The 16,992-nt window shown below is 64.7% G+C and carries 18 protein-coding genes; 4 read left to right on the top strand and 14 right to left on the bottom strand.

Features of this window, described 5'->3' with window-relative positions:
* Nucleotides 1–135: 135 nt before the first annotated feature.
* Both N7422_RS23215 and N7422_RS23210 read left to right on the top strand, forming a co-directional pair.
* Nucleotides 136–1,155: an outer membrane protein assembly factor BamD gene (locus N7422_RS23215; RefSeq protein WP_279808740.1), complete on the top strand. Its 1,020-nt coding sequence runs from the start codon at nt 136–138 to the stop codon at nt 1,153–1,155.
* Nucleotides 1,156–1,249: 94 nt separating this feature from the next.
* A complete protein-coding gene (locus N7422_RS23210; RefSeq protein ID WP_279808739.1) occupies nt 1,250–1,480 on the top strand; it encodes a PP0621 family protein in 231 nt (76 codons plus the stop codon).
* A 76-nt stretch (nt 1,481–1,556) separates the two neighbouring features.
* Here the strand turns inward: N7422_RS23210 and thiO are convergent, their stop codons facing one another.
* From thiO to pilV, 5 genes are read right to left on the bottom strand one after another with little or no spacing between them, the layout of a single operon-like run.
* Entirely contained in the window at nt 1,557–2,654 is a 1,098-nt protein-coding gene (gene thiO, locus N7422_RS23205) for a glycine oxidase ThiO (RefSeq protein ID WP_279808738.1), read from the bottom strand.
* A gap of 53 nt (nt 2,655–2,707) precedes the next feature.
* Nucleotides 2,708–3,106, bottom strand: coding sequence for a type IV pilin protein (locus N7422_RS23200; RefSeq protein ID WP_279808737.1), 399 nt, complete (start codon nt 3,104–3,106; stop codon nt 2,708–2,710).
* A gap of 1 nt (nt 3,107) precedes the next feature.
* Nucleotides 3,108–3,581 carry a hypothetical protein gene (locus N7422_RS23195; protein ID WP_279808736.1) on the bottom strand — a complete coding sequence of 158 codons (474 nt, stop codon included), beginning with the start codon at nt 3,579–3,581 and terminating at the stop codon, nt 3,108–3,110.
* Nucleotides 3,578–4,225 carry a pilus assembly protein PilW gene (locus N7422_RS23190; RefSeq protein ID WP_279808735.1) on the bottom strand — a complete coding sequence of 216 codons (648 nt, stop codon included), beginning with the start codon at nt 4,223–4,225 and terminating at the stop codon, nt 3,578–3,580. Before N7422_RS23190 ends, N7422_RS23195 begins: the two co-directional genes overlap by 4 nt.
* Nucleotides 4,222–4,581 carry a type IV pilus modification protein PilV gene (pilV, locus tag N7422_RS23185; RefSeq protein WP_279808734.1) on the bottom strand — a complete coding sequence of 120 codons (360 nt, stop codon included), beginning with the start codon at nt 4,579–4,581 and terminating at the stop codon, nt 4,222–4,224. The genes N7422_RS23190 and pilV overlap by 4 nt, the downstream gene beginning before the upstream one ends.
* Before the next feature lie 106 nt (nt 4,582–4,687).
* On the opposite strand from pilV, the gene N7422_RS23180 reads away from it, so the two are divergent.
* Nucleotides 4,688–5,167 carry a GspH/FimT family pseudopilin gene (locus N7422_RS23180; protein WP_279808733.1) on the top strand — a complete coding sequence of 160 codons (480 nt, stop codon included), beginning with the start codon at nt 4,688–4,690 and terminating at the stop codon, nt 5,165–5,167.
* A 1-nt stretch (nt 5,168) separates the two neighbouring features.
* On the opposite strand, the gene ispH is transcribed toward N7422_RS23180, so the two are convergent.
* From ispH to murJ, 6 genes are all read right to left on the bottom strand, one after another.
* A complete protein-coding gene (gene ispH, locus N7422_RS23175; RefSeq protein ID WP_279808732.1) occupies nt 5,169–6,116 on the bottom strand; it encodes a 4-hydroxy-3-methylbut-2-enyl diphosphate reductase in 948 nt (315 codons plus the stop codon).
* A gap of 14 nt (nt 6,117–6,130) precedes the next feature.
* Nucleotides 6,131–6,568: an FKBP-type peptidyl-prolyl cis-trans isomerase gene (fkpB, locus tag N7422_RS23170; protein ID WP_279808731.1), complete on the bottom strand. Its 438-nt coding sequence runs from the start codon at nt 6,566–6,568 to the stop codon at nt 6,131–6,133.
* Complete coding sequence (gene lspA, locus N7422_RS23165; protein ID WP_279808730.1) at nt 6,561–7,076, bottom strand: signal peptidase II; 516 nt, start codon at nt 7,074–7,076, stop codon at nt 6,561–6,563. Before lspA ends, fkpB begins: the two co-directional genes overlap by 8 nt.
* Nucleotides 7,069–9,900, bottom strand: a complete 2,832-nt coding sequence (gene ileS, locus N7422_RS23160) for an isoleucine--tRNA ligase (RefSeq protein WP_279808729.1) — start codon at nt 9,898–9,900, stop codon at nt 7,069–7,071. Before ileS ends, lspA begins: the two co-directional genes overlap by 8 nt.
* Nucleotides 9,897–10,847, bottom strand: a complete 951-nt coding sequence (gene ribF / locus N7422_RS23155; RefSeq protein ID WP_279808728.1) for a bifunctional riboflavin kinase/FAD synthetase — start codon at nt 10,845–10,847, stop codon at nt 9,897–9,899. The genes ileS and ribF overlap by 4 nt, the downstream gene beginning before the upstream one ends.
* 118 nt (nt 10,848–10,965) lie before the next feature.
* Entirely contained in the window at nt 10,966–12,504 is a 1,539-nt protein-coding gene (murJ, locus tag N7422_RS23150) for a murein biosynthesis integral membrane protein MurJ (RefSeq protein WP_279808727.1), read from the bottom strand.
* A 249-nt stretch (nt 12,505–12,753) separates the two neighbouring features.
* On the opposite strand from murJ, the gene rpsT reads away from it, so the two are divergent.
* A complete protein-coding gene (rpsT, locus tag N7422_RS23145; RefSeq protein ID WP_003247625.1) occupies nt 12,754–13,032 on the top strand; it encodes a 30S ribosomal protein S20 in 279 nt (92 codons plus the stop codon).
* A gap of 168 nt (nt 13,033–13,200) precedes the next feature.
* Here rpsT and N7422_RS23140 read toward each other — a convergent pair whose 3' ends face one another.
* From N7422_RS23140 to N7422_RS23130, 3 genes are read right to left on the bottom strand one after another with little or no spacing between them, the layout of a single operon-like run.
* The gene (locus N7422_RS23140; RefSeq protein ID WP_279808726.1) at nt 13,201–15,501 is read right to left on the bottom strand and encodes an MlaD family protein; all 2,301 of its coding nucleotides are present in this window, start codon (nt 15,499–15,501) and stop codon (nt 13,201–13,203) included.
* Nucleotides 15,494–16,117 carry a paraquat-inducible protein A gene (locus tag N7422_RS23135; RefSeq protein WP_279808725.1) on the bottom strand — a complete coding sequence of 208 codons (624 nt, stop codon included), beginning with the start codon at nt 16,115–16,117 and terminating at the stop codon, nt 15,494–15,496. The genes N7422_RS23140 and N7422_RS23135 overlap by 8 nt, the downstream gene beginning before the upstream one ends.
* On the bottom strand, nt 16,104–16,763 hold the full coding sequence (locus N7422_RS23130) for a paraquat-inducible protein A (protein ID WP_279808724.1): 660 nt from the start codon (nt 16,761–16,763) through the stop codon (nt 16,104–16,106). Before N7422_RS23130 ends, N7422_RS23135 begins: the two co-directional genes overlap by 14 nt.
* Between the last annotated feature and the right edge of the window lie 229 nt (nt 16,764–16,992).

Here is a 16,992-nt window from a genome sequence, read left to right as displayed (position 1 = left end):
GCGTTCAGCCTTTGGTTTCGGCTGCGCGCTTGTGGTTAAATACGGCTTCTTTTGCCCCGGGGTTTGGCCGGGGGCGCTCATCATAACAGGACGGCACCGCCCAAGACAGCGGCCGTCAAAGGGACGCAAGCCGCCATGCAAGTGAAACACCTGCTGCTGATCGCCATCCTCGGGCTCACCGCTGCCTGTTCCTCGAACAAGGAAGTCATTGACGAGAACCTCAGCGAGGCCGAGCTGTACCAGCAGGCGCAGGCCGACCTGGACAACTCCAGCTACACCAGTGCCGTGAACAAGCTCAAGGCCCTGGAGTCGCGCTACCCGTTCGGCCGCTACGCCGACCAGGCCCAGCTCGAGCTGATCTACGCCAACTACAAGAACTCCGAGCCCGAGGCCGCCAAATCCGCCGCCGAGCGCTTCATCCGCCTGCACCCGCAGCACCCGAACGTCGACTACGCCTACTACCTCAAGGGCCTGACCTCGTTCGACCAGGACCGCGGCCTGCTGGCGCGCTTCCTGCCACTGGACATGACCAAGCGTGACCCGGGCGCCGCCCGCGACTCGTACAACGAGTTCGCCCAGCTGACCAGCCGCTTCCCCAACAGCCGCTACGCCCCGGATGCCAAGCAGCGCATGATCTACCTGCGCAACCTGCTGGCTTCCTACGAGATCCACGTGGCCAACTACTACCTGAGCCGCGAGGCCTACGTGGCCGCCGCCAACCGTGGCCGCTACGTGGTGGAGAACTTCCAGGAAACCCCGGCGGTGGGCGACGGCCTGGCGGTGATGGTCGAGTCGTACCAGCGCATGCACCTGGACGAGCTGGCCGCCACCAGCCTCGAGACCCTCAAGCTCAACTACCCGGACCACCCGAGCCTGGTCGATGGCCAGTTCGTCACCAAGGTGGACGAGAGCGGCAATCGTTCCTGGCTGTCCAAGGCTACCCTGGGCCTGATCGAGACCGACACGCCGCTGCCGCCGGGCGAGACCCGCGCCAACCAAGACGTGGTCAAGCAGTTCCAGGACGCCCGCTCGGAAATGCCGGCAGAACTGCTGCCCAAGGACGAGAACGGCGACCCGATTCTGCCGGCAGGGCCGAAGGAAGCCGAGAAAGACCGCTCGTGGTTCAGCTACATGACCTTCGGTCTGTTCGACTGATCCACGCCGCGACAAGAAAGGGAGGCCCGAGGCCTCCCTTTTTTATTGGCCGCGCCCTAGACTGTCGGCTTCTTTTCTCGACAAGCTGGACACCATGGTTCGCCTACTCTTCTGGATCGCCCTGATCGCCGCCGCGTTCTGGCTGTGGCGCAAGTTCAAGACCAGTCAGCAATCGCCCGCCGATCCGCAGCTGCAGGACCCGTTGAAGATGGTGCGCTGCGCCCATTGCGGCGTGCACCTGCCCAATGACCGGGCGCTGCAGCAGGGCAAGGAGTGGTACTGCAGCCAGCAACACCTGGAGCAGGGCCCGGGGCAGCAACGCTGAGGCATGACGCGTCTGTATCTTGTGGGAGCGGGTCAAGCCCGCCCCCACGCCCCCTAGCCATGATCCCTGTTGCGTCTCAGCCCAGACGCCCTTCAGGCGCATACGGCGCCGGGTCGATGATCGGCTCTCGCCCCAGCAGCAGATCGCTGAACAGCTGGCACGACGCCGGCGCCAGCACCAGCCCGTTGCGGTAATGCCCGCAGTTCAGCCACAAGCCTTCATGCCCCGGCACCGCGCCGATATAAGGGATGCCTTCCGGCGACCCCGGGCGCAAGCCTGCCCAGTGCCCCACCACCTCGGCATCCGCCAGTGCCGGCAGCAACTCGACCGCCGAAGCCTTCAGGCTCGCCAGCGCATCGTCGGTGGGAGTCTTGTCGTAGCCTGCATGCTCCAGAGTGCTGCCCACCAGAATGTGGCCATCGCGGCGCGGGATCGCATAACGGCCCTTGGCCAGGACCATGCTCGGCAGGAAGTCCTCGGCGCACTTGAACAGGATCATCTGCCCCTTCACCGGCTCCACCGGCAATGCCAAGCCGAGCGTCTTCAGCAGATCGCCGCTCCAGGCGCCGGCACTGAGCACCACATCGTCAGCGGCCAGCAGGCCATCGTCGGTCTGCACAGCGGTCACTCGCCCGCTTTCACGAACGAAACCGGTGATCTGGCAATGCTCACGCAGGGTCACGTTCGGCAGCGCCTGCAGCGCGGCCTTGAGCGACTTCACCAGACGCGGGTTGCGCACATTGGCCACGCCCGCCATGTAGATCGCGTGCCTGTAGCCCGCGCCCAGCACCGGCACCGCGTCGTAGGCGGCCGAGATATCCACGGCGCTGAGTGGGCGCCGCTCGCGCGCTGCCCAGGCCAGCGCTTCGGCTTCGTCATCCAGGTCCAGCCAGTACAATCCCGTGGTGTGGACCTCGGGGTCGACGCCGGTGCTGGCGAACAGCCGCTCGCCCAGCTGTGGATAGAAGTCCTGCGACCAGTGCGCCAGCGCGGTCACCGCCGGGCTGTAGCGCCATGGGTACAGCGGCGAGACGATGCCGCCGCCGGCCCAGGACGACTCGCGGCCCACCTCGCCCTGGTCGCACACCACCACCCGGTCGACCTCGGCCGCCAGGTTGAACGCCGTCAGCAGGCCGATGACTCCACCGCCGACAATCACTACTTGCTTGCTCATCGTTCGATCCAACATCTGAAGTAATTCCACGGTGCGCGGGCACCTCATGCGCGTCAGCTTCCCCAACAGGCATCACTGCCTTCGCTGCTGCCCGGGTTGTCGCGCACGCCGGCCTGGTCGAGGCGGAAGTCGCCGCAGCGGTCATCGGCCATGAAGGCGCGTGGCAAACGCGTGGCGAGCAACAGAAAGCCGTCACTGTCGCGTCGGGCCTGCAGGCGGTAGTAGCGATTGCCAGCGGGTAGCGTGATGGTCAGCTGTTCGGTGTCGGCATAGCCGCCCGCGCGCGCACGGTGCTGCTCCAGGCGCAACGCCACGTCCTGCAGCAGACCGACCACCTCGCTGCGCGCGGCGCGCCGTAGCTGGTCGCTGTAGCTGGGGTAGGCAATGGCTGCCAGCATGCCGATCACGGCCACGACAATCAATAATTCGATCAGACCAAGACCTCGTTGCATGTCAGTCACCTTCCAGGCGCTGGCGCCAGCTGATCCGGGTCATGCTGGCCGAGTCGTCAACAACCGCATACACCGCTTCCAGCAGCTGGCGAACACGAACCTGGCGGCTGACGGCAGTCACCCGCACCAGCATCAGGCGATCGCCCGGCGGCATGCCTGCGATACGCGTGCTTTGCCCAAGGGCCTGCACAAACACGAAGCCACTGTCGGTGCGCAGCCATGGCGCGGGCGGTTGCGCGTCCGGCAGATCCGGCGGTCGACACGCCACGCAGGGCGAAGGCAGGCCGCTGGCCAGCAGGGCAGCGCCCTCGAGCAGGCTCGACTCGGCCTGCTCGAAGGCCTGGGCGACGGCCAACTGCTCAGCCAGCTGGCGTTGCAGCAGCACCCCCTCCCGCAACGCCATGCTGGCCAGCAGGCCGAGTACCAGGCTCAAGGTGAGCGCCAGCAGCAGCACCACCCCTCGCTGCCTGCTCACGAACCGGCCCCTCCATTGCGTACCGCCACGCTCACGGCATGCTGCTGTTCGAGCTGATGCTGCCGGTCGAACAGGCTCAGGCGAATATCCAGGCGCTCGCCCTCGCGCTCCTGCACCCGGCGCACCTCCAGCGCCCGCACGTTGTCGACAAGCGCGGCGTGCTGGGCATTGCTGGTGAGCATGAGGCTGCCATTGCGCACGCGGTAGCTCACCCGGCGCACGGGCAAGGCCAGCCACTCACCCTCCCCCACATGCTGCCCCCGTTGCACCCTGGCCCAGGTTCGGCAGTCGGTGAGCACCGTCCAGTCGGGCGCCCCGAGCAGCCCCGGCAACTCCGCGCCGATCAGCGTGAGGCCATCGTCCGTGATCTCGATTGGCCGGGCGAACGCCTGGGCGGTGGCGGGATCATCGAAGTCGCTGGCTTCCAGGCGCAGGCAACCGAACATGCCGGCCTGGCGGATGTCCTCGACCAACCGTTGCATGGCCAGGCGCGCATCGTCCTGCAGCCTGGCCGACGCGCCCTGCAGGCGCCAGGCCTGATGCGCCGAGACGAACACCTGGCCGGTGACCGCCAGCAGCATCGCGCCCAGCGTCAGGGCCAGCAGCGCCTCCATCAGGCCGAAACCGGCTTGCCGGCGCGTCATGGCGATACCCTGCCTTGCAGGCTCAGCGACTGGCGCTGCTGGTCGGCACCCGGCCAATCGAGCTCCAACGTCAGCATGCCCGCCGACAAGCTCAGGCGCCCCTGCGCCGATTCGCCCAATTGCCGAGCGACCTGGGCCTGCCAGGCCGCCTGCACGCCGGCCTCGAGCGAACCCGCCGCCCTTGTCCGCTCCAGCATGCCTTGGGCGAGCTGCAGCGCCTGCCCGGTGCGGCGTGCGCCATCGGTCGCCTGCAAACCACGCAATTGCAAGGCCGCCGACGCGAACAGCCCCAGCGCCAGTACCGTCATCGCCAGCAGCACCTCCAGCAATGTCATGCCCCCCTCCCTTGTGCGCATCGCCCCTCCTGGGATCTTTCCTCGCCCGATCGCCGAACGGGCCGACTGGCGGCCATGCCGGTCGGCCCGGAAGCTACAGCGAAGCACTTCCCGGGAGGAATGCACGGTGAAGCAACAAGGGGTAACACTGATGCAAATGATGTGCACGCTGGCGGTGGCGAGCCTTCTGACGCAGCTGGGATTGACGGCCTACAACAACTTCAGCGAAGAACAGCATCAGGCCGCAGTGGCCAGGGAGCTGGCGCAGGCATTGCGCGCCGCGCGCAACCAGGCTGCGCTGCTGCGCAAGGCGGTGCTGGTTGAACCACTGGAGGGGGACTGGGGCAAGGGTTGGCGCATATCGCAGGAGCATGACGGCCAGGGGCTGACAGAACATCGCTTGCCAAGACCGCTGCTGATCACCACGACCTCAGGCAGAGCGGTCAGGTTCAGCCGTCGAGGAGCGCCGCTGGGGATCGGCTTCGGTGGCACCACGCTGGATATCTGCCAGCGCGCCACCCGCGACAGCCGTCATCAGGTGGTGCTGAGCCCGACCGGGCGGGTCAGCCTGCGCAGCGACGGAGGCCGCCGCTGTGCAGGCGACTGAGTCAGATCAGCGAGCGGACTCGCAGTTCCTTGGGCATGGAGAAGGTGATGTTCTCTTCACGCCCGTCGAGCTCTTCGGCGCCGGTGGCGCCCCAAGCCTTGAGCTGCTCGATCACGCCGCGCACCAGCACTTCCGGAGCCGAGGCACCGGCGGTGATGCCGATCCGCTCGGCGCCGTCGAACCAGCCACGCTGCAGGTCTTCGGCGCCGTCGATCAGGTAGGCCGGCGTGCTCATGCGCTCGGCCAGCTCGCGCAGGCGGTTGGAGTTGGAGCTGTTGGGGCTGCCGACCACCAGCACCACGTCACACTCGTCGGCCAGTTGCTTGACAGCGTCCTGGCGGTTTTGCGTGGCGTAGCAGATGTCGTCCTTGCGCGGGCCGCCGATGTTCGGGAAGCGCGCGCGCAGGGCGTCGATCACCCGGCTGGTGTCGTCCATCGACAGGGTGGTCTGGGTGACGAAGGCGAGGTGATCGGGGTTGCGCACCTGCAGGTTGGCGACGTCCTTCTCGTCTTCGACGAGGTAGATGCTGCCACCGTTGCTGGCGTCGTACTGGCCCATGGTGCCTTCGACTTCCGGGTGCCCGGCGTGACCGATGAGAATGCATTCACGGCCGTCGCGGCTGTACTTGGCGACCTCGATATGCACCTTGGTCACCAGCGGGCAGGTCGCGTCGAACACCTTCAGGCCACGGCCGGCGGCCTCCTGGCGTACCGCTTGCGACACGCCGTGGGCACTGAAGATGACGATGACATCATCCGGCACCTGGTCCAGCTCTTCGACGAACACCGCGCCACGGTTGCGCAGGTCCTCGACCACGAACTTGTTGTGCACCACTTCGTGGCGCACGTAGATCGGCGGCCCGAAAACTTCCAGGGCGCGGTTGACGATCTCGATCGCCCGGTCGACCCCCGCACAGAAGCCGCGCGGGTTGGCGAGTTTGATTTGCATGCTCGGCTCCAGGCTCACACGGCCTTCACGTCGAGGATCTCCACCTCGAAGTTCAGGGTCTTGCCAGCCAGTGGATGGTTGAAGTCGATGGTCACCTGGTGCTCGTCGAACGCCTTGACCACACCCGGCAGCTCGGTGTTGGCGGCGTCGTTGAAGATCACCAGCAGCCCTTCGGACAGTTCCATGCCCTCGAACTGCGAACGCGGCATCACCTGCACGTTCTGCGGATTGTGCTGGCCGAAGGCGTGTTCCGGCGCCAGGCTCAGCTTGCGCTTGTCACCGGCCTTGAAGCCGAACAGCGCGCTCTCGAAGCCCGGCAGCAGGTTGCCATCGCCGACCTTGAACGTGGCCGGGGCCTTGTCGAAGGTGCTGTCGACGGTGTCGCCGTTTTCCAGGTGCAACGCGAAGTGCAGGGTGACTTCGGTGTTCTGGCCGATACGGGTCTCAGTCATGGACGGCTTCCTCGGACTTCTTGCTCTTGAACATGTCCAGCGCCAGCATCACCGCACCCACGGTGATGGCGCTGTCGGCCAGGTTGAAGGCCGGGAAATACCAGCGGTTCTGCCAGTGCACCAGGATGAAGTCGACCACGTGGCCCAGCACGACGCGGTCGTACAGGTTGCCCAGCGCGCCGCCCAGCACCAGGGCCAGGGCGACGGCCAGCCAGGTCTCGTTGCGCCCCAGGCGCTTGAGCCAAACCACCAGCACGGCGCTGACCACCACGGCGATCAGGGCGAACAGCCAACGCTGCCAGCCGGAGCTGTCGGCCAGGAAGCTGAACGCGGCGCCGGTGTTGTAGGCCAGGGTCCAGCTGAAGTAGTCGGGGATGACCACGATCTGCTGGTACATGCTCAGCGAGCTGTCGAAGTACAGCTTGGTGGCCTGGTCGAGGACCAGCACCACCAGGCTCAGCCAGAGCCAGGCAAGTCGCCCGAAGCGGCCTGCGGAAGCGTTAGGCATAGTGGCGCACCTCACCGGAGCCGCTCAGGTTGTCCACGCAACGGCCACAGATTTCCGGGTGCTCCGGGTGGCTGCCGACGTCGGCGCGGAAGTGCCAGCAACGACCGCACTTGGCATGACCGGACTTGACGACTTTCAGCTTGAGGCCTTCGACGTCGGTTGTCACCGCGTCGGTCGGGGCCTGGACGAACGGCACCACGCTGGCCGCCGAGGTGATCAGCACGAAGCGCAACTCGTCGCCGAGCTTGTTCAGGTCAGCGGTAAGGCCCTCTTCGGCGAACAGGGTGACTTCGGCCTGCAGGTTGCCGCCGATGACCTTGGCGGTACGCTGGTTCTCCAGCTCCTTGTTGACCGCGGCCTTGACCGCCATCACGCGATCCCAGTAGGCGCGGTCCAGCTCGGCGTCGGCCGGCAGCTCGGCCAGGCCCTGGTACCAGGTGTTGAGCATCACCGACTCGTTGCGCTCGCCCGGCAGGTACTGCCAGATTTCGTCGGCGGTGAACGCCAGGATCGGCGCGATCCAGCGCACCAGCGCCTCGCTGATGTGGTACAGCGCGGTCTGGCAGGAACGGCGGGCGACACTGTTGGCGCCGGTGGTGTACTGGCGGTCCTTGATGATGTCGAGGTAGAAGCCGCCCAGTTCCTGCACGCAGAAGTTGTGCACCTTGGAGTAGACGTTCCAGAAACGGTACTCGCCGTAGTGCTCTTCCAGCTCGCGCTGCAGCAGCAGGGTGCGGTCGACCGCCCAGCGGTCCAGGGCCAGCATGTCTTCGGCCGGCAGCAGGTCGCGGGCCGGGTCGAAGCCGGACAGGTTGGAGAGCAGGAAGCGCGCGGTGTTGCGGATACGCCGGTAGGCGTCGGCGCTGCGCTGCAGGATCTGCTCGGAAACGGCCATCTCGCCCGAGTAGTCGGTGGCCGCGACCCACAGGCGCAGGATGTCGGCGCCCAGGGTGTTGTTGACCTTCTCCGGCTCGATGGTGTTGCCCAGCGACTTGGACATCTTGCGGCCGTTCTCGTCCACGGTGAAGCCGTGGGTCAGCAGCTCGCGGTACGGCGCGTGGCCGTCGATGGCGCAGCCGGTCAGCAGCGAGGAGTGGAACCAGCCGCGGTGCTGGTCGGAGCCTTCCAGGTACAGGTCGGCGCGCGGGCCGGTGGCGTGGCCGATGTTATGCGAGCCGCGCAGCACGTGCCAGTGGGTGGTGCCGGAGTCGAACCACACGTCGAGGGTGTCGGTGATCTTGTCGTACTGGCCGGCCTCGTCACCGAGCAACTCGGCGGCGTCCAGCTTGAACCAGGCCTCGATGCCTTCCTTCTCGACACGTTGGGCCACGGCTTCCATCAGCTCGACGGTCCGCGGGTGCAGTTCGCCGGTCTGCTTGTCGAGGAAGAACGGAATCGGCACGCCCCAGTTGCGCTGACGCGAGATGCACCAGTCCGGACGGTTGGCGATCATCGAGTGCAGGCGCGCCTGGCCCCAGGCCGGGACGAACCTGGTTTCTTCGATGGCCTTGAGCGCACGCTCGCGCAGCGGCTCGCCGGTGCTCGGCTGCTTGTCCATGCCGACGAACCACTGCGCGGTGGCGCGGTAGATCAGCGGGGTCTTGTGGCGCCAGCAGTGCATGTAGCTGTGGCTGATGGTTTCGGTGTGCATCAGCGCACCGACTTCGCTCAGCTTGTCGACGATGGCCGGGTTGGCCTTCCAGATGAACTGGCCGCCGAAGAACGGCAGCGATTCGACGTACACACCGTTGCTCTGCACCGGGGTGAGAATGTCGTCGTTGACCATGCCGTAGCGCTTGCAGGTGACGAAGTCGTCTTCACCATAGGCGGGCGATGAGTGAACCACACCGGTGCCGGCGCCCAGCTCGACGTAGTCGGCCAGGTAGATCGGCGACAGGCGGTCGTAGAACGGGTGGCGGAAGTTGATCAGCTCCAGGGCCGAGCCCGGCGCGGTGGCGATGATCGAACCTTCGAGGTTGTAGCGTTTCAGGCACGACTCGACCAGCTCTTCGGCCAGCACCAGCAGGCGCTCGCCGGTATCGACCAGGGCGTACTTGAAGTCCGGGTGGATGTTCAGCGCCTGGTTGGCCGGGATGGTCCACGGGGTGGTGGTCCAGATCACGATGGCAGCGGGCTTGGCCAGCGAGGCCTGGCCGAAGGCGGCCGCCAGCTTGGCCTCATCGGCGACCGGGAAGGCCACGTCGATGGTCTGGGATTTCTTGTCGGCGTACTCGACCTCGGCCTCGGCCAGGGCCGAACCGCAGTCGAAGCACCAGTTCACGGGCTTGAGGCCCTTGAACACGAAGCCTTGCTTGACCATCTCGGCCAGGGCGCGGATTTCACCGGCCTCGTTGGCGAAGTCCATGGTCTTGTACGGGTTGTCCCAGTCGCCCAGCACGCCCAGGCGGATGAACTCGGTCTTCTGCCCTTCGATCTGCTCGGCGGCGTACTCGCGGCACAGCTCGCGGGTGCGGTCGGCGGTCAGGTGCTTGCCATGGGTGACCTCGACCTTGTGCTCGATCGGCAGGCCGTGGCAGTCCCAGCCCGGGACATAAGGCGCATCGAAGCCCGACAGGGTCTTCGAGCGGACGATCATGTCCTTGAGAATCTTGTTCAGCGCATGACCGATGTGGATCTTGCCGTTGGCATAGGGCGGGCCGTCGTGCAGGACGAACTTCGGACGATCCTTGCCAATCTCGCGCAGTTTCCGGTACAGGCCAATGCTGTCCCAGCGCTGCAGGATCTGCGGTTCGCGCTGAGGCAGGCCGGCCTTCATGGGGAAGGCGGTGTCCGGAAGGTTAAGCGTGGCTTTGTAGTCGGTCATTTCAGGCTCTTCGTTAGCGGTTGAGCGTGCCAGTGGGCACGTGCGGCGGCGATGTCCGCGTCGATCGCCGACTTCAGCGCCTCCAGGGAGGCGAAACGCTGCTCTTCACGCAGCTTGTGGTGGAATTCCACCGTCAGGCGCCGGCCATACAGGTCGCCGGCGTAGTCCAGGAGATGAATCTCCAGGTGAGGGCGCCCGTCACCGGCGACGGTGGGGCGCACTCCGATATTGCCGACACCCGGCCAGTGCTTGCCGTCGATCTCGATACTGGCCAGGTAGACCCCGGACAGCGGCACGCGGCGGCGCTTGAGCTGGATGTTGGCGGTTGGGGTGCCAAGCTGGCGCGCCAGCTTCTGGCCGTGCAGCACGCGGCCGGTGATGCGGTACGGGCGGCCCAGCAGGTGCTCGGCCAGCTCGAAGTTGCCTTCGGCCAGGGCCTTGCGCACTTCGGTGCTGCTGACCCGCAGGCCATCGCGGATCACGGTGTTGGCGGCTTCCACGGTAAAGCCATGGCGCTTGCCGGCTTCGATCAGGAAGGCGAAGTCACCGGCGCGGTCGCAACCGAAGCGGAAATCATCGCCCACTTCAAGGTGGCGCACACCCAGACCATCGACCAGCACAGCCTTGACGAACTGCTCGGCACTGAGCTGGCTCAGACGCTGGTTGAACGACAGGCACAACACCCGGTCGATACCCTCCGCCGCCAGCAGCTCGACCTTGTCGCGCAGGCGCGCCAGGCGGGCCGGCGCGGTGTCCGGGGCGAAATATTCGCGCGGCTGGGGCTCGAAGATCACCACGCAGGTGGGCAGGCCCAGTTCCTGGCCACGTTCGCGCAGGCGCGCGAGGATCGCCTGGTGACCCCGGTGGACCCCGTCGAAGTTGCCAATGGTGGCGACACAGCCCCGGTGCTCGGGGCGCAGGTTGTGAAGACCTCGAACCAGCTGCATAACGCGCTTCTTGCTCATAAAGTGGCCGATTATAACCACACCCGGGCGCTGACGACAGGCAGCAGCGCCACCACGGGGCGTGGAATGTGAAAAACCGACGCCTGGCCCTTTTCCCGCCTCAGTGCAGGGCCTTGCGGGTGAAATGCCGTGGGCGCAAGCCACACAGGTACAGGCAGCCGAAATAGGTCACCACGCCCGCCGCGATCAGGGCGCCCAGGCGCAGGAAGCGCTCGAGCATGTTGCCCTGCGACCAGGCCGGCAGATAGTGCATGCCCACCAGCAGCACACCAGACATCAAGGTGACTGCCAGCACCAGCTTCAACAGGAAGAGCGCCCAACCCGGCTGCGGCTGGAACAGCTGCTGGCTGCGCAGCTTCCAGTACAGCAGGCCGGCGTTGAGGCAGGCGCCCAGACTGATCGCCAGGGCCAGCCCGGCATGGGCCAGCGGGCCGATCAGCGCCAGGTTGAACAGCTGGGTGCAGACCAGGGTGAAGACGGCGATCTTCACCGGCGTACGGATGTTCTGCTGGGCGTAGAAGCCAGGGGCCAGCACCTTGACCAGGATGATCGCCAGCAACCCCACCGAATAGGCGATCAGCGCGCGCTGGGTCATGGCCGCGTCGAAGGCGGTGAACTTGCCGTACTGGAACAGCGCCACGGTCAGCGGCTCGGCAAGAATCGCCAGAGCCAGGGTGCAGGGCAGCACCAGCAGGAAGCACAGGCGCAGGCCCCAGTCGAGGATCCGCGAATATTCCTCACGGTCCTTGTTGGCGTAGGTCTTGGCCAGGGTCGGCAGCAGGATGGTGCCCAACGCCACCCCCAGCACGCCGGAGGGCAGCTCCATGAGGCGGTCGGCGTAATACATCCACGACACGGAACCGGCCACCAGGAAGGAGGCGAAGATGGTGTTGATGATCAGCGAGATCTGGCTCACCGATACCCCGAGAATGGCCGGCAGCATCTGCTTGAGCACCCGCCATACACCGGTATCGCGCAGGTTCAGCCGTGGCAGCACGAGCATGCCGATCTTCTTCAGCGCCGGCAGCTGGTACAGCAGCTGCGCCAGGCCACCGGCCAGCACGCCCCAGCCCAGGGCCATGATCGGCGGGTCGAAATAAGGCGTCAGCAGCACCGCGAAGGCGATCATCGCCACGTTGAGCAGCGTGGGCGTGAACGCCGGCACCGAGAAACGGTTCCAGGTGTTGAGGATCGCGCCGACCAACGATGACAGCGAGATCAGCAATATATAAGGAAACGTCACCCGCAGCAGCGAGGTGGTCAGCTCGTACTTCTCGGCACTGTCGACGAAGCCCGGCGCGGTGGCCCAGACCACCCAGGGCGCGGCGAGAATGCCCGCGACGGTGACCAGGGCCAGGACCAGGGTCAGCAGCCCGCTCACGTAGGCAATGAAGGTACGGGTGGCCTCCTCGCCCTGCTGGGTCTTGTATTCGGCCAGGATCGGCACGAACGCCTGGGAGAACGCGCCCTCGGCGAAGATCCGCCGCAGCAGGTTGGGCAACTTGAAGGCGATGAAGAAGGCATCGGTGGCGACGCCGGCACCGAAGACCCGGGCCAGAATGGTGTCGCGCACAAAGCCGAGCACCCGGGAAATCATGGTGATGGAACTGACCGCAGCCAGGGATTTGAGCAGATTCATCGAAAAGTTTCACGCCAAGGGACAGAGGACGCTGCCAGAGCGCGCCTGAATGTGCGATACTCCCGCGCCTTCGCAGGGGAGCCAAAATTCCCGAGTGTACAGGTCACGTGGCAGAAAGGAATCTTTCCGCTGATTGACCCACCACTCGGCGGAACCCTGCAGGTGGCCTTGACATCCGTTCGACTCATCGGCATGATTCGCGGCCTATTTTGTTTGCTATTTACCTAAAGTCTTTCGAGGAGCTCGACGGTGGCCAACACACCTTCCGCCAAGAAACGTGCAAAACAGGCTGAGAAGCGTCGCAGCCACAACGCCAGCCTGCGTTCCATGGTCCGCACCTACATCAAGAATGTAGTTAAAGCCATCGACGCAAAAGACGCCGAAAAAGCGCAAGCCGCCTACGTTCTGGCTGTACCTGTAATCGACCGCATGGCCGACAAGGGCATCATCCACAAGAACAAAGCTGCTCGCCACAAAGGCCGTCTGAATGGCCACATCAAGGCGCTGAAAGAAGCTGCAGCTGCCTAAGCGACGTTCTTGTCGAAAAAACCGACCCTAGGGTCGGTTTTTTTATGCCCGCGATTCGCTCAAGACAGCCAGCACGAATCCTGCGGGAGCAGCTGTCTTGCTCAGCATCCAAAAGGTTGCGCAGTTTCTCTCGGTTGCAACAGGGCCGCACCGCGGCCCCGCTATTCATCATTTGCCGATCTGGATCTTCGGCGCCCACTCCAGCCACGCATCTTCCGCCTTGTCGAACAAGGCAAAGGTCTGCTGGGGTCGCGCCGGGTTGCCCATCTGCTCGCCATCCGGCGTGGCGAAGGCGATCCCCCCAGCCATCAGTGTTTCGACCGACTCGGTACGTACCGTGGCCCCCTTGAACAGGCCCCAGTCGAAGCCGAACCCGCTGCTGTTCCAGAAGCGGCTGCCACCACGCACCAGGCCTGCATAACGCGGCTCGATGAGGATGTGGATCAGTACCCGGTCGGCGGTCTGGCCGAGCTCGAAACCGGTGACCTTGCCCACCGTGACTTCTCGGTAGGTGACCGGCACACCCGGCTTGATCGAGCCTCGGCGCGCCGCGCTCAAGGTCAGCGGCAGGCCGACCTCCTCACCTTTCACTTCTGGCGCATCGGCCAGCGCGATGAAGTCGCGCTGCGGCCCCTTGTCCTTGAGCGCCGGCAGCACCTCCAGGTATTGGCCACCAATGAGCGTGTCGAGGTTTTCGGTGCGCACCAGCCCCAACGCGGGCTTGACCACCCAGAACTGCGTACCCGCACGAGCAATGCGTTCCGCCGCCTGGGTGATGCGCGCCCTGAGCAGCACGGCCTGCAGGTCACCGGTCAGGTCGACACTTTCGACACTGCCCACATCCAGGCCGCGGAAGCGGATCGGGGTGCCCGGCTTGAGGCCATCGGCACGCTCCACGCGAATGGTGACCAGAGTGCCGGCGCGATTGGCCGCATCCTGGCTTTCATGCAGGCGGAAGCGCGGAATATGGCGTTTGAGCGGCACGTCCGGCCTTGGCGTATCGAAGGCGATACCTCCCGCCATCAGGGTCTGCAGCGACTCGCTCTTGACCTGAATGCCCGAGAGCCCACCGGTCAGGGTGATGCCACTGGCATTCCAGAAGCGCGTGGAACCGTTGACCAGGTTGGCGTACTCCTTCTCGATGTGCACGCCAATCAGGATCCGCTTGCTGTTACGGGCGAACTGGTAGCTCTGCACGCTACCCACCCGCACCTGGCGGTACATCACCGGGCTGCCCACCTCCAGCGAACCCAGGGTATCGGCGAACAGTACCATGTGCAGCCCCGGCGCCTTCAGGTCCAGCGGCGGAGCCTTGGGCCGCGCCTCGAACTCACGCTGGGGCTTGGCGCCCGGCTCACCGGGACGAACCGCAATGTAGTTACCCTTCACCAAGGCCTCCAGGCCAGTGATGCCGGCGAGCGAGATGGACGGCTTGACCACCCAGAACTGGGTGCCCTCGACCAGGTAGTCCTCGGCCAACGGGTCCAGGGTCAGTTCGGCCATCGCGCTGGACAGGTCGCCTTCGATCTTCAGGTCCTTGAGCGAACCGATCTGGATACCCTTGTACAGCACCGGCGTACGGCCCTTCTGCAGGCCCTCGAAGTCACTGAGCTTGACCTTCACACGGATACCGGCCTGGGCCGCGTCAAAGTCTTCGTACAGACGGAAGGGCAGGCTCGGATCGGTAGGCGGGCTGTCCTTGCGGTTCTCTGGCGTGGCGAACGCGATGCCACCGGCAACGATGCTCGAGAGCGACTCGGTTCGCACCTTCACCCCCGACAGGTCGGCATCGATACTCACCCCGCTGGCATTCCAGAACCGTGTGTGCTTGCGCACCAGGCTGGCGTATGCGGGGGCGATGAAGACCTTTATCTCGACCGTGCCCTGATCCTCGGACAGTCGATAGCTCTTCACTCGGCCGACCTGGATCTGCTTGTAGAAGACTGGGCTGTCTCGATTGAGCGATCCCAGGCGTTCGGCCTTGAGCGTGAGGTGCAAGCCTGGCTCGGCATCGGAAAGCGGCGGCGCCTCCTTGAGCGCGGTGAAACGCTTGGTCGGTTCACCCTCTCCTGGGTCGACGGCGATGTAGTTGCCCGAGACCAGCGTCTCCAGCCCCGAAATGCCTGCCAGGCTGACACTCGGCTTCACCAGCCAGAAACGCGTGCCCTTGGTCAGGTGCGGCCCTGCCTCCTTGCGCATTTCGATGGTGGCGACAACGCCGCGGTTTTCTCCCTTGTCATCCAGCACCAGGGCGGTGACCTTCCCCACTGACATGCCTTTGAAGATCACCTCGGTCTTGTTGGCGACGATGCCTTCGCCTGTCTCGAAACGCACCTGGATTTCGATACCCGCGTCACGGTAGGCCTGCCAGGCAAGCCAGCCACCAATGACCAGAGCGATCAGGGGCAGGATCCAGATGGCCGACCAGTTCGAAGCAGGGCGGGTTTTAGCCGTTGGCAAATCACTCATGGTCGTCATCCGACTCCGTGTTGTCCCAGATCAGTCGGGGATCGAAAGTTAAAGCTGCGAGCATCGTCAGGATCACCACGGTGGCGAAGGCGACGGCGCCCAGGTTGGCTTCGACACTGGCGATGCGGCCGAAATTCACCACGGCCACGAGAATGGCGATGACGAAGATATCCAGCATCGACCAGCGACCGATGAATTCGATGAAGCGGTACATCAGGATGCGCTGCTGCGCCGAGAGCGGCTGGTGGCGTTGCACCGAATACAGCAACAGGGCGATGCCCACCAGCTTGAAGGTCGGCACCAGAATACTGGCGATGAACACTACCGCGGCGATCGGCAGCATGCCGTGCTTGAGCAAGGTGATGACGCCGGACATGATGGTGTCCGGACTGCCCTGCCCCAGCGCGCTGACGGTCATGATCGGCAGCACGTTGGCCGGTATATAGAGAATCATCGCCGTGATCAGCAACGCCCAGGTACGCACGATGCTGTTGGGACGTCGGGCATGCACGATGGCGCCACAGCGTGTACAGGTCTGCGAGGCCTTGCCAGACTCCTGCCGATTCAGCTCATGGCATTCATTGCAAACCAGAATGCCTGCATCAATCGCCCGCATGGACGTCCTCCCCCGACAACGCCACCCAGATCTGATGCGGCGACATGACGACCTCGAGCCATACCTGCACCAGCAACAGGCTGATGAAACAGAACAGGCCGAGACCAATGCTGAGTTCGGCGAGGTCGACCAGCTTGACGATGGCGACCAGTACACCCATGAAGTAGACCTCGAGCATGCCCCACTCGCGCAAGTGGTGGTAGATGCGATAGATCAGCAGGCCATAACTGCGGCCCATGTTCAGACGGATGCTCAGCAGCACCACCAGTTGGCAGAGCAACTTGAGCAAGGGAATGGCCATGCTGCACAGGAACACCACCACGGCGATGCCACGCATTTGCGAGTTGTACAGACCAAGCACCCCACTCCAGACGGTGTCGTCGGAGGTCTGCCCCAGCAGATGCAACTGCATGATCGGCAGGAAGTTGGCGGGCACGTACAGCAGCAATGCCGTCAGGACCAGGGCCAGGCTGCGATTGACCAGATTGTGACGATGGGCATAGAGCTCATAGCCGCAGCGCGGACACTGGGCTTTCTCGTCATGTTGCAGCATCGGCTTGCGCATCAACAGGTCGCACTCGTGGCAGGCCACGAGTTCGTCCAGCGGCAACTGCGCGAGCGCTTCAGGATCGACAGGGTTGGGCATAAAGGCGTTCTGAATGGATACGTCGGCTCTATTCTAGTGTTCCGACTCGAAATGTGGGAGACGACCTGAGCAATCGCCTGTGAAAGCGAGTCTACCCGCGAAGCAAGGCACCAGCGTCGTCGGAGCGCTTTCAAAATCGGAAAAGACAAAACCCCTACCTGCTCGCGCAGATAGGGGTTTTGCGAATTGAATCTTGACGATGACCTACTCTCACATGGGGAAACCCCAC

Origin of the sequence: Pseudomonas sp. GD04091 (assembly GCF_029836165.1) — a bacterium.
GTDB lineage: Bacteria > Pseudomonadota > Gammaproteobacteria > Pseudomonadales > Pseudomonadaceae > Aquipseudomonas.
This window is presented reverse-complemented; position numbering and strand designations above follow the sequence as displayed.

Coding starts and splice junctions, on each gene's coding strand:
- N7422_RS23130 (WP_279808724.1), bottom strand. CDS start 16,763: ATGCCCAACCCTGTCGATCCTGAAGCGCTCGCGCAGTTGCCGCTGGAC.
- N7422_RS23200 (WP_279808737.1), bottom strand. CDS start 3,106: ATGCAACGAGGTCTTGGTCTGATCGAATTATTGATTGTCGTGGCCGTG.
- lspA (WP_279808730.1), bottom strand. CDS start 7,076: ATGCCTAACGCTTCCGCAGGCCGCTTCGGGCGACTTGCCTGGCTCTGG.
- N7422_RS23135 (WP_279808725.1), bottom strand. CDS start 16,117: ATGCGGGCGATTGATGCAGGCATTCTGGTTTGCAATGAATGCCATGAG.
- N7422_RS23215 (WP_279808740.1), top strand. CDS start 136: ATGCAAGTGAAACACCTGCTGCTGATCGCCATCCTCGGGCTCACCGCT.
- thiO (WP_279808738.1), bottom strand. CDS start 2,654: ATGAGCAAGCAAGTAGTGATTGTCGGCGGTGGAGTCATCGGCCTGCTG.
- murJ (WP_279808727.1), bottom strand. CDS start 12,504: ATGAATCTGCTCAAATCCCTGGCTGCGGTCAGTTCCATCACCATGATT.
- ileS (WP_279808729.1), bottom strand. CDS start 9,900: ATGACCGACTACAAAGCCACGCTTAACCTTCCGGACACCGCCTTCCCC.
- pilV (WP_279808734.1), bottom strand. CDS start 4,581: ATGCGCACAAGGGAGGGGGGCATGACATTGCTGGAGGTGCTGCTGGCG.
- N7422_RS23140 (WP_279808726.1), bottom strand. CDS start 15,501: ATGAGTGATTTGCCAACGGCTAAAACCCGCCCTGCTTCGAACTGGTCG.
- N7422_RS23210 (WP_279808739.1), top strand. CDS start 1,250: ATGGTTCGCCTACTCTTCTGGATCGCCCTGATCGCCGCCGCGTTCTGG.
- ispH (WP_279808732.1), bottom strand. CDS start 6,116: ATGCAAATCAAACTCGCCAACCCGCGCGGCTTCTGTGCGGGGGTCGAC.
- fkpB (WP_279808731.1), bottom strand. CDS start 6,568: ATGACTGAGACCCGTATCGGCCAGAACACCGAAGTCACCCTGCACTTC.
- N7422_RS23190 (WP_279808735.1), bottom strand. CDS start 4,225: ATGACGCGCCGGCAAGCCGGTTTCGGCCTGATGGAGGCGCTGCTGGCC.
- ribF (WP_279808728.1), bottom strand. CDS start 10,847: ATGCAGCTGGTTCGAGGTCTTCACAACCTGCGCCCCGAGCACCGGGGC.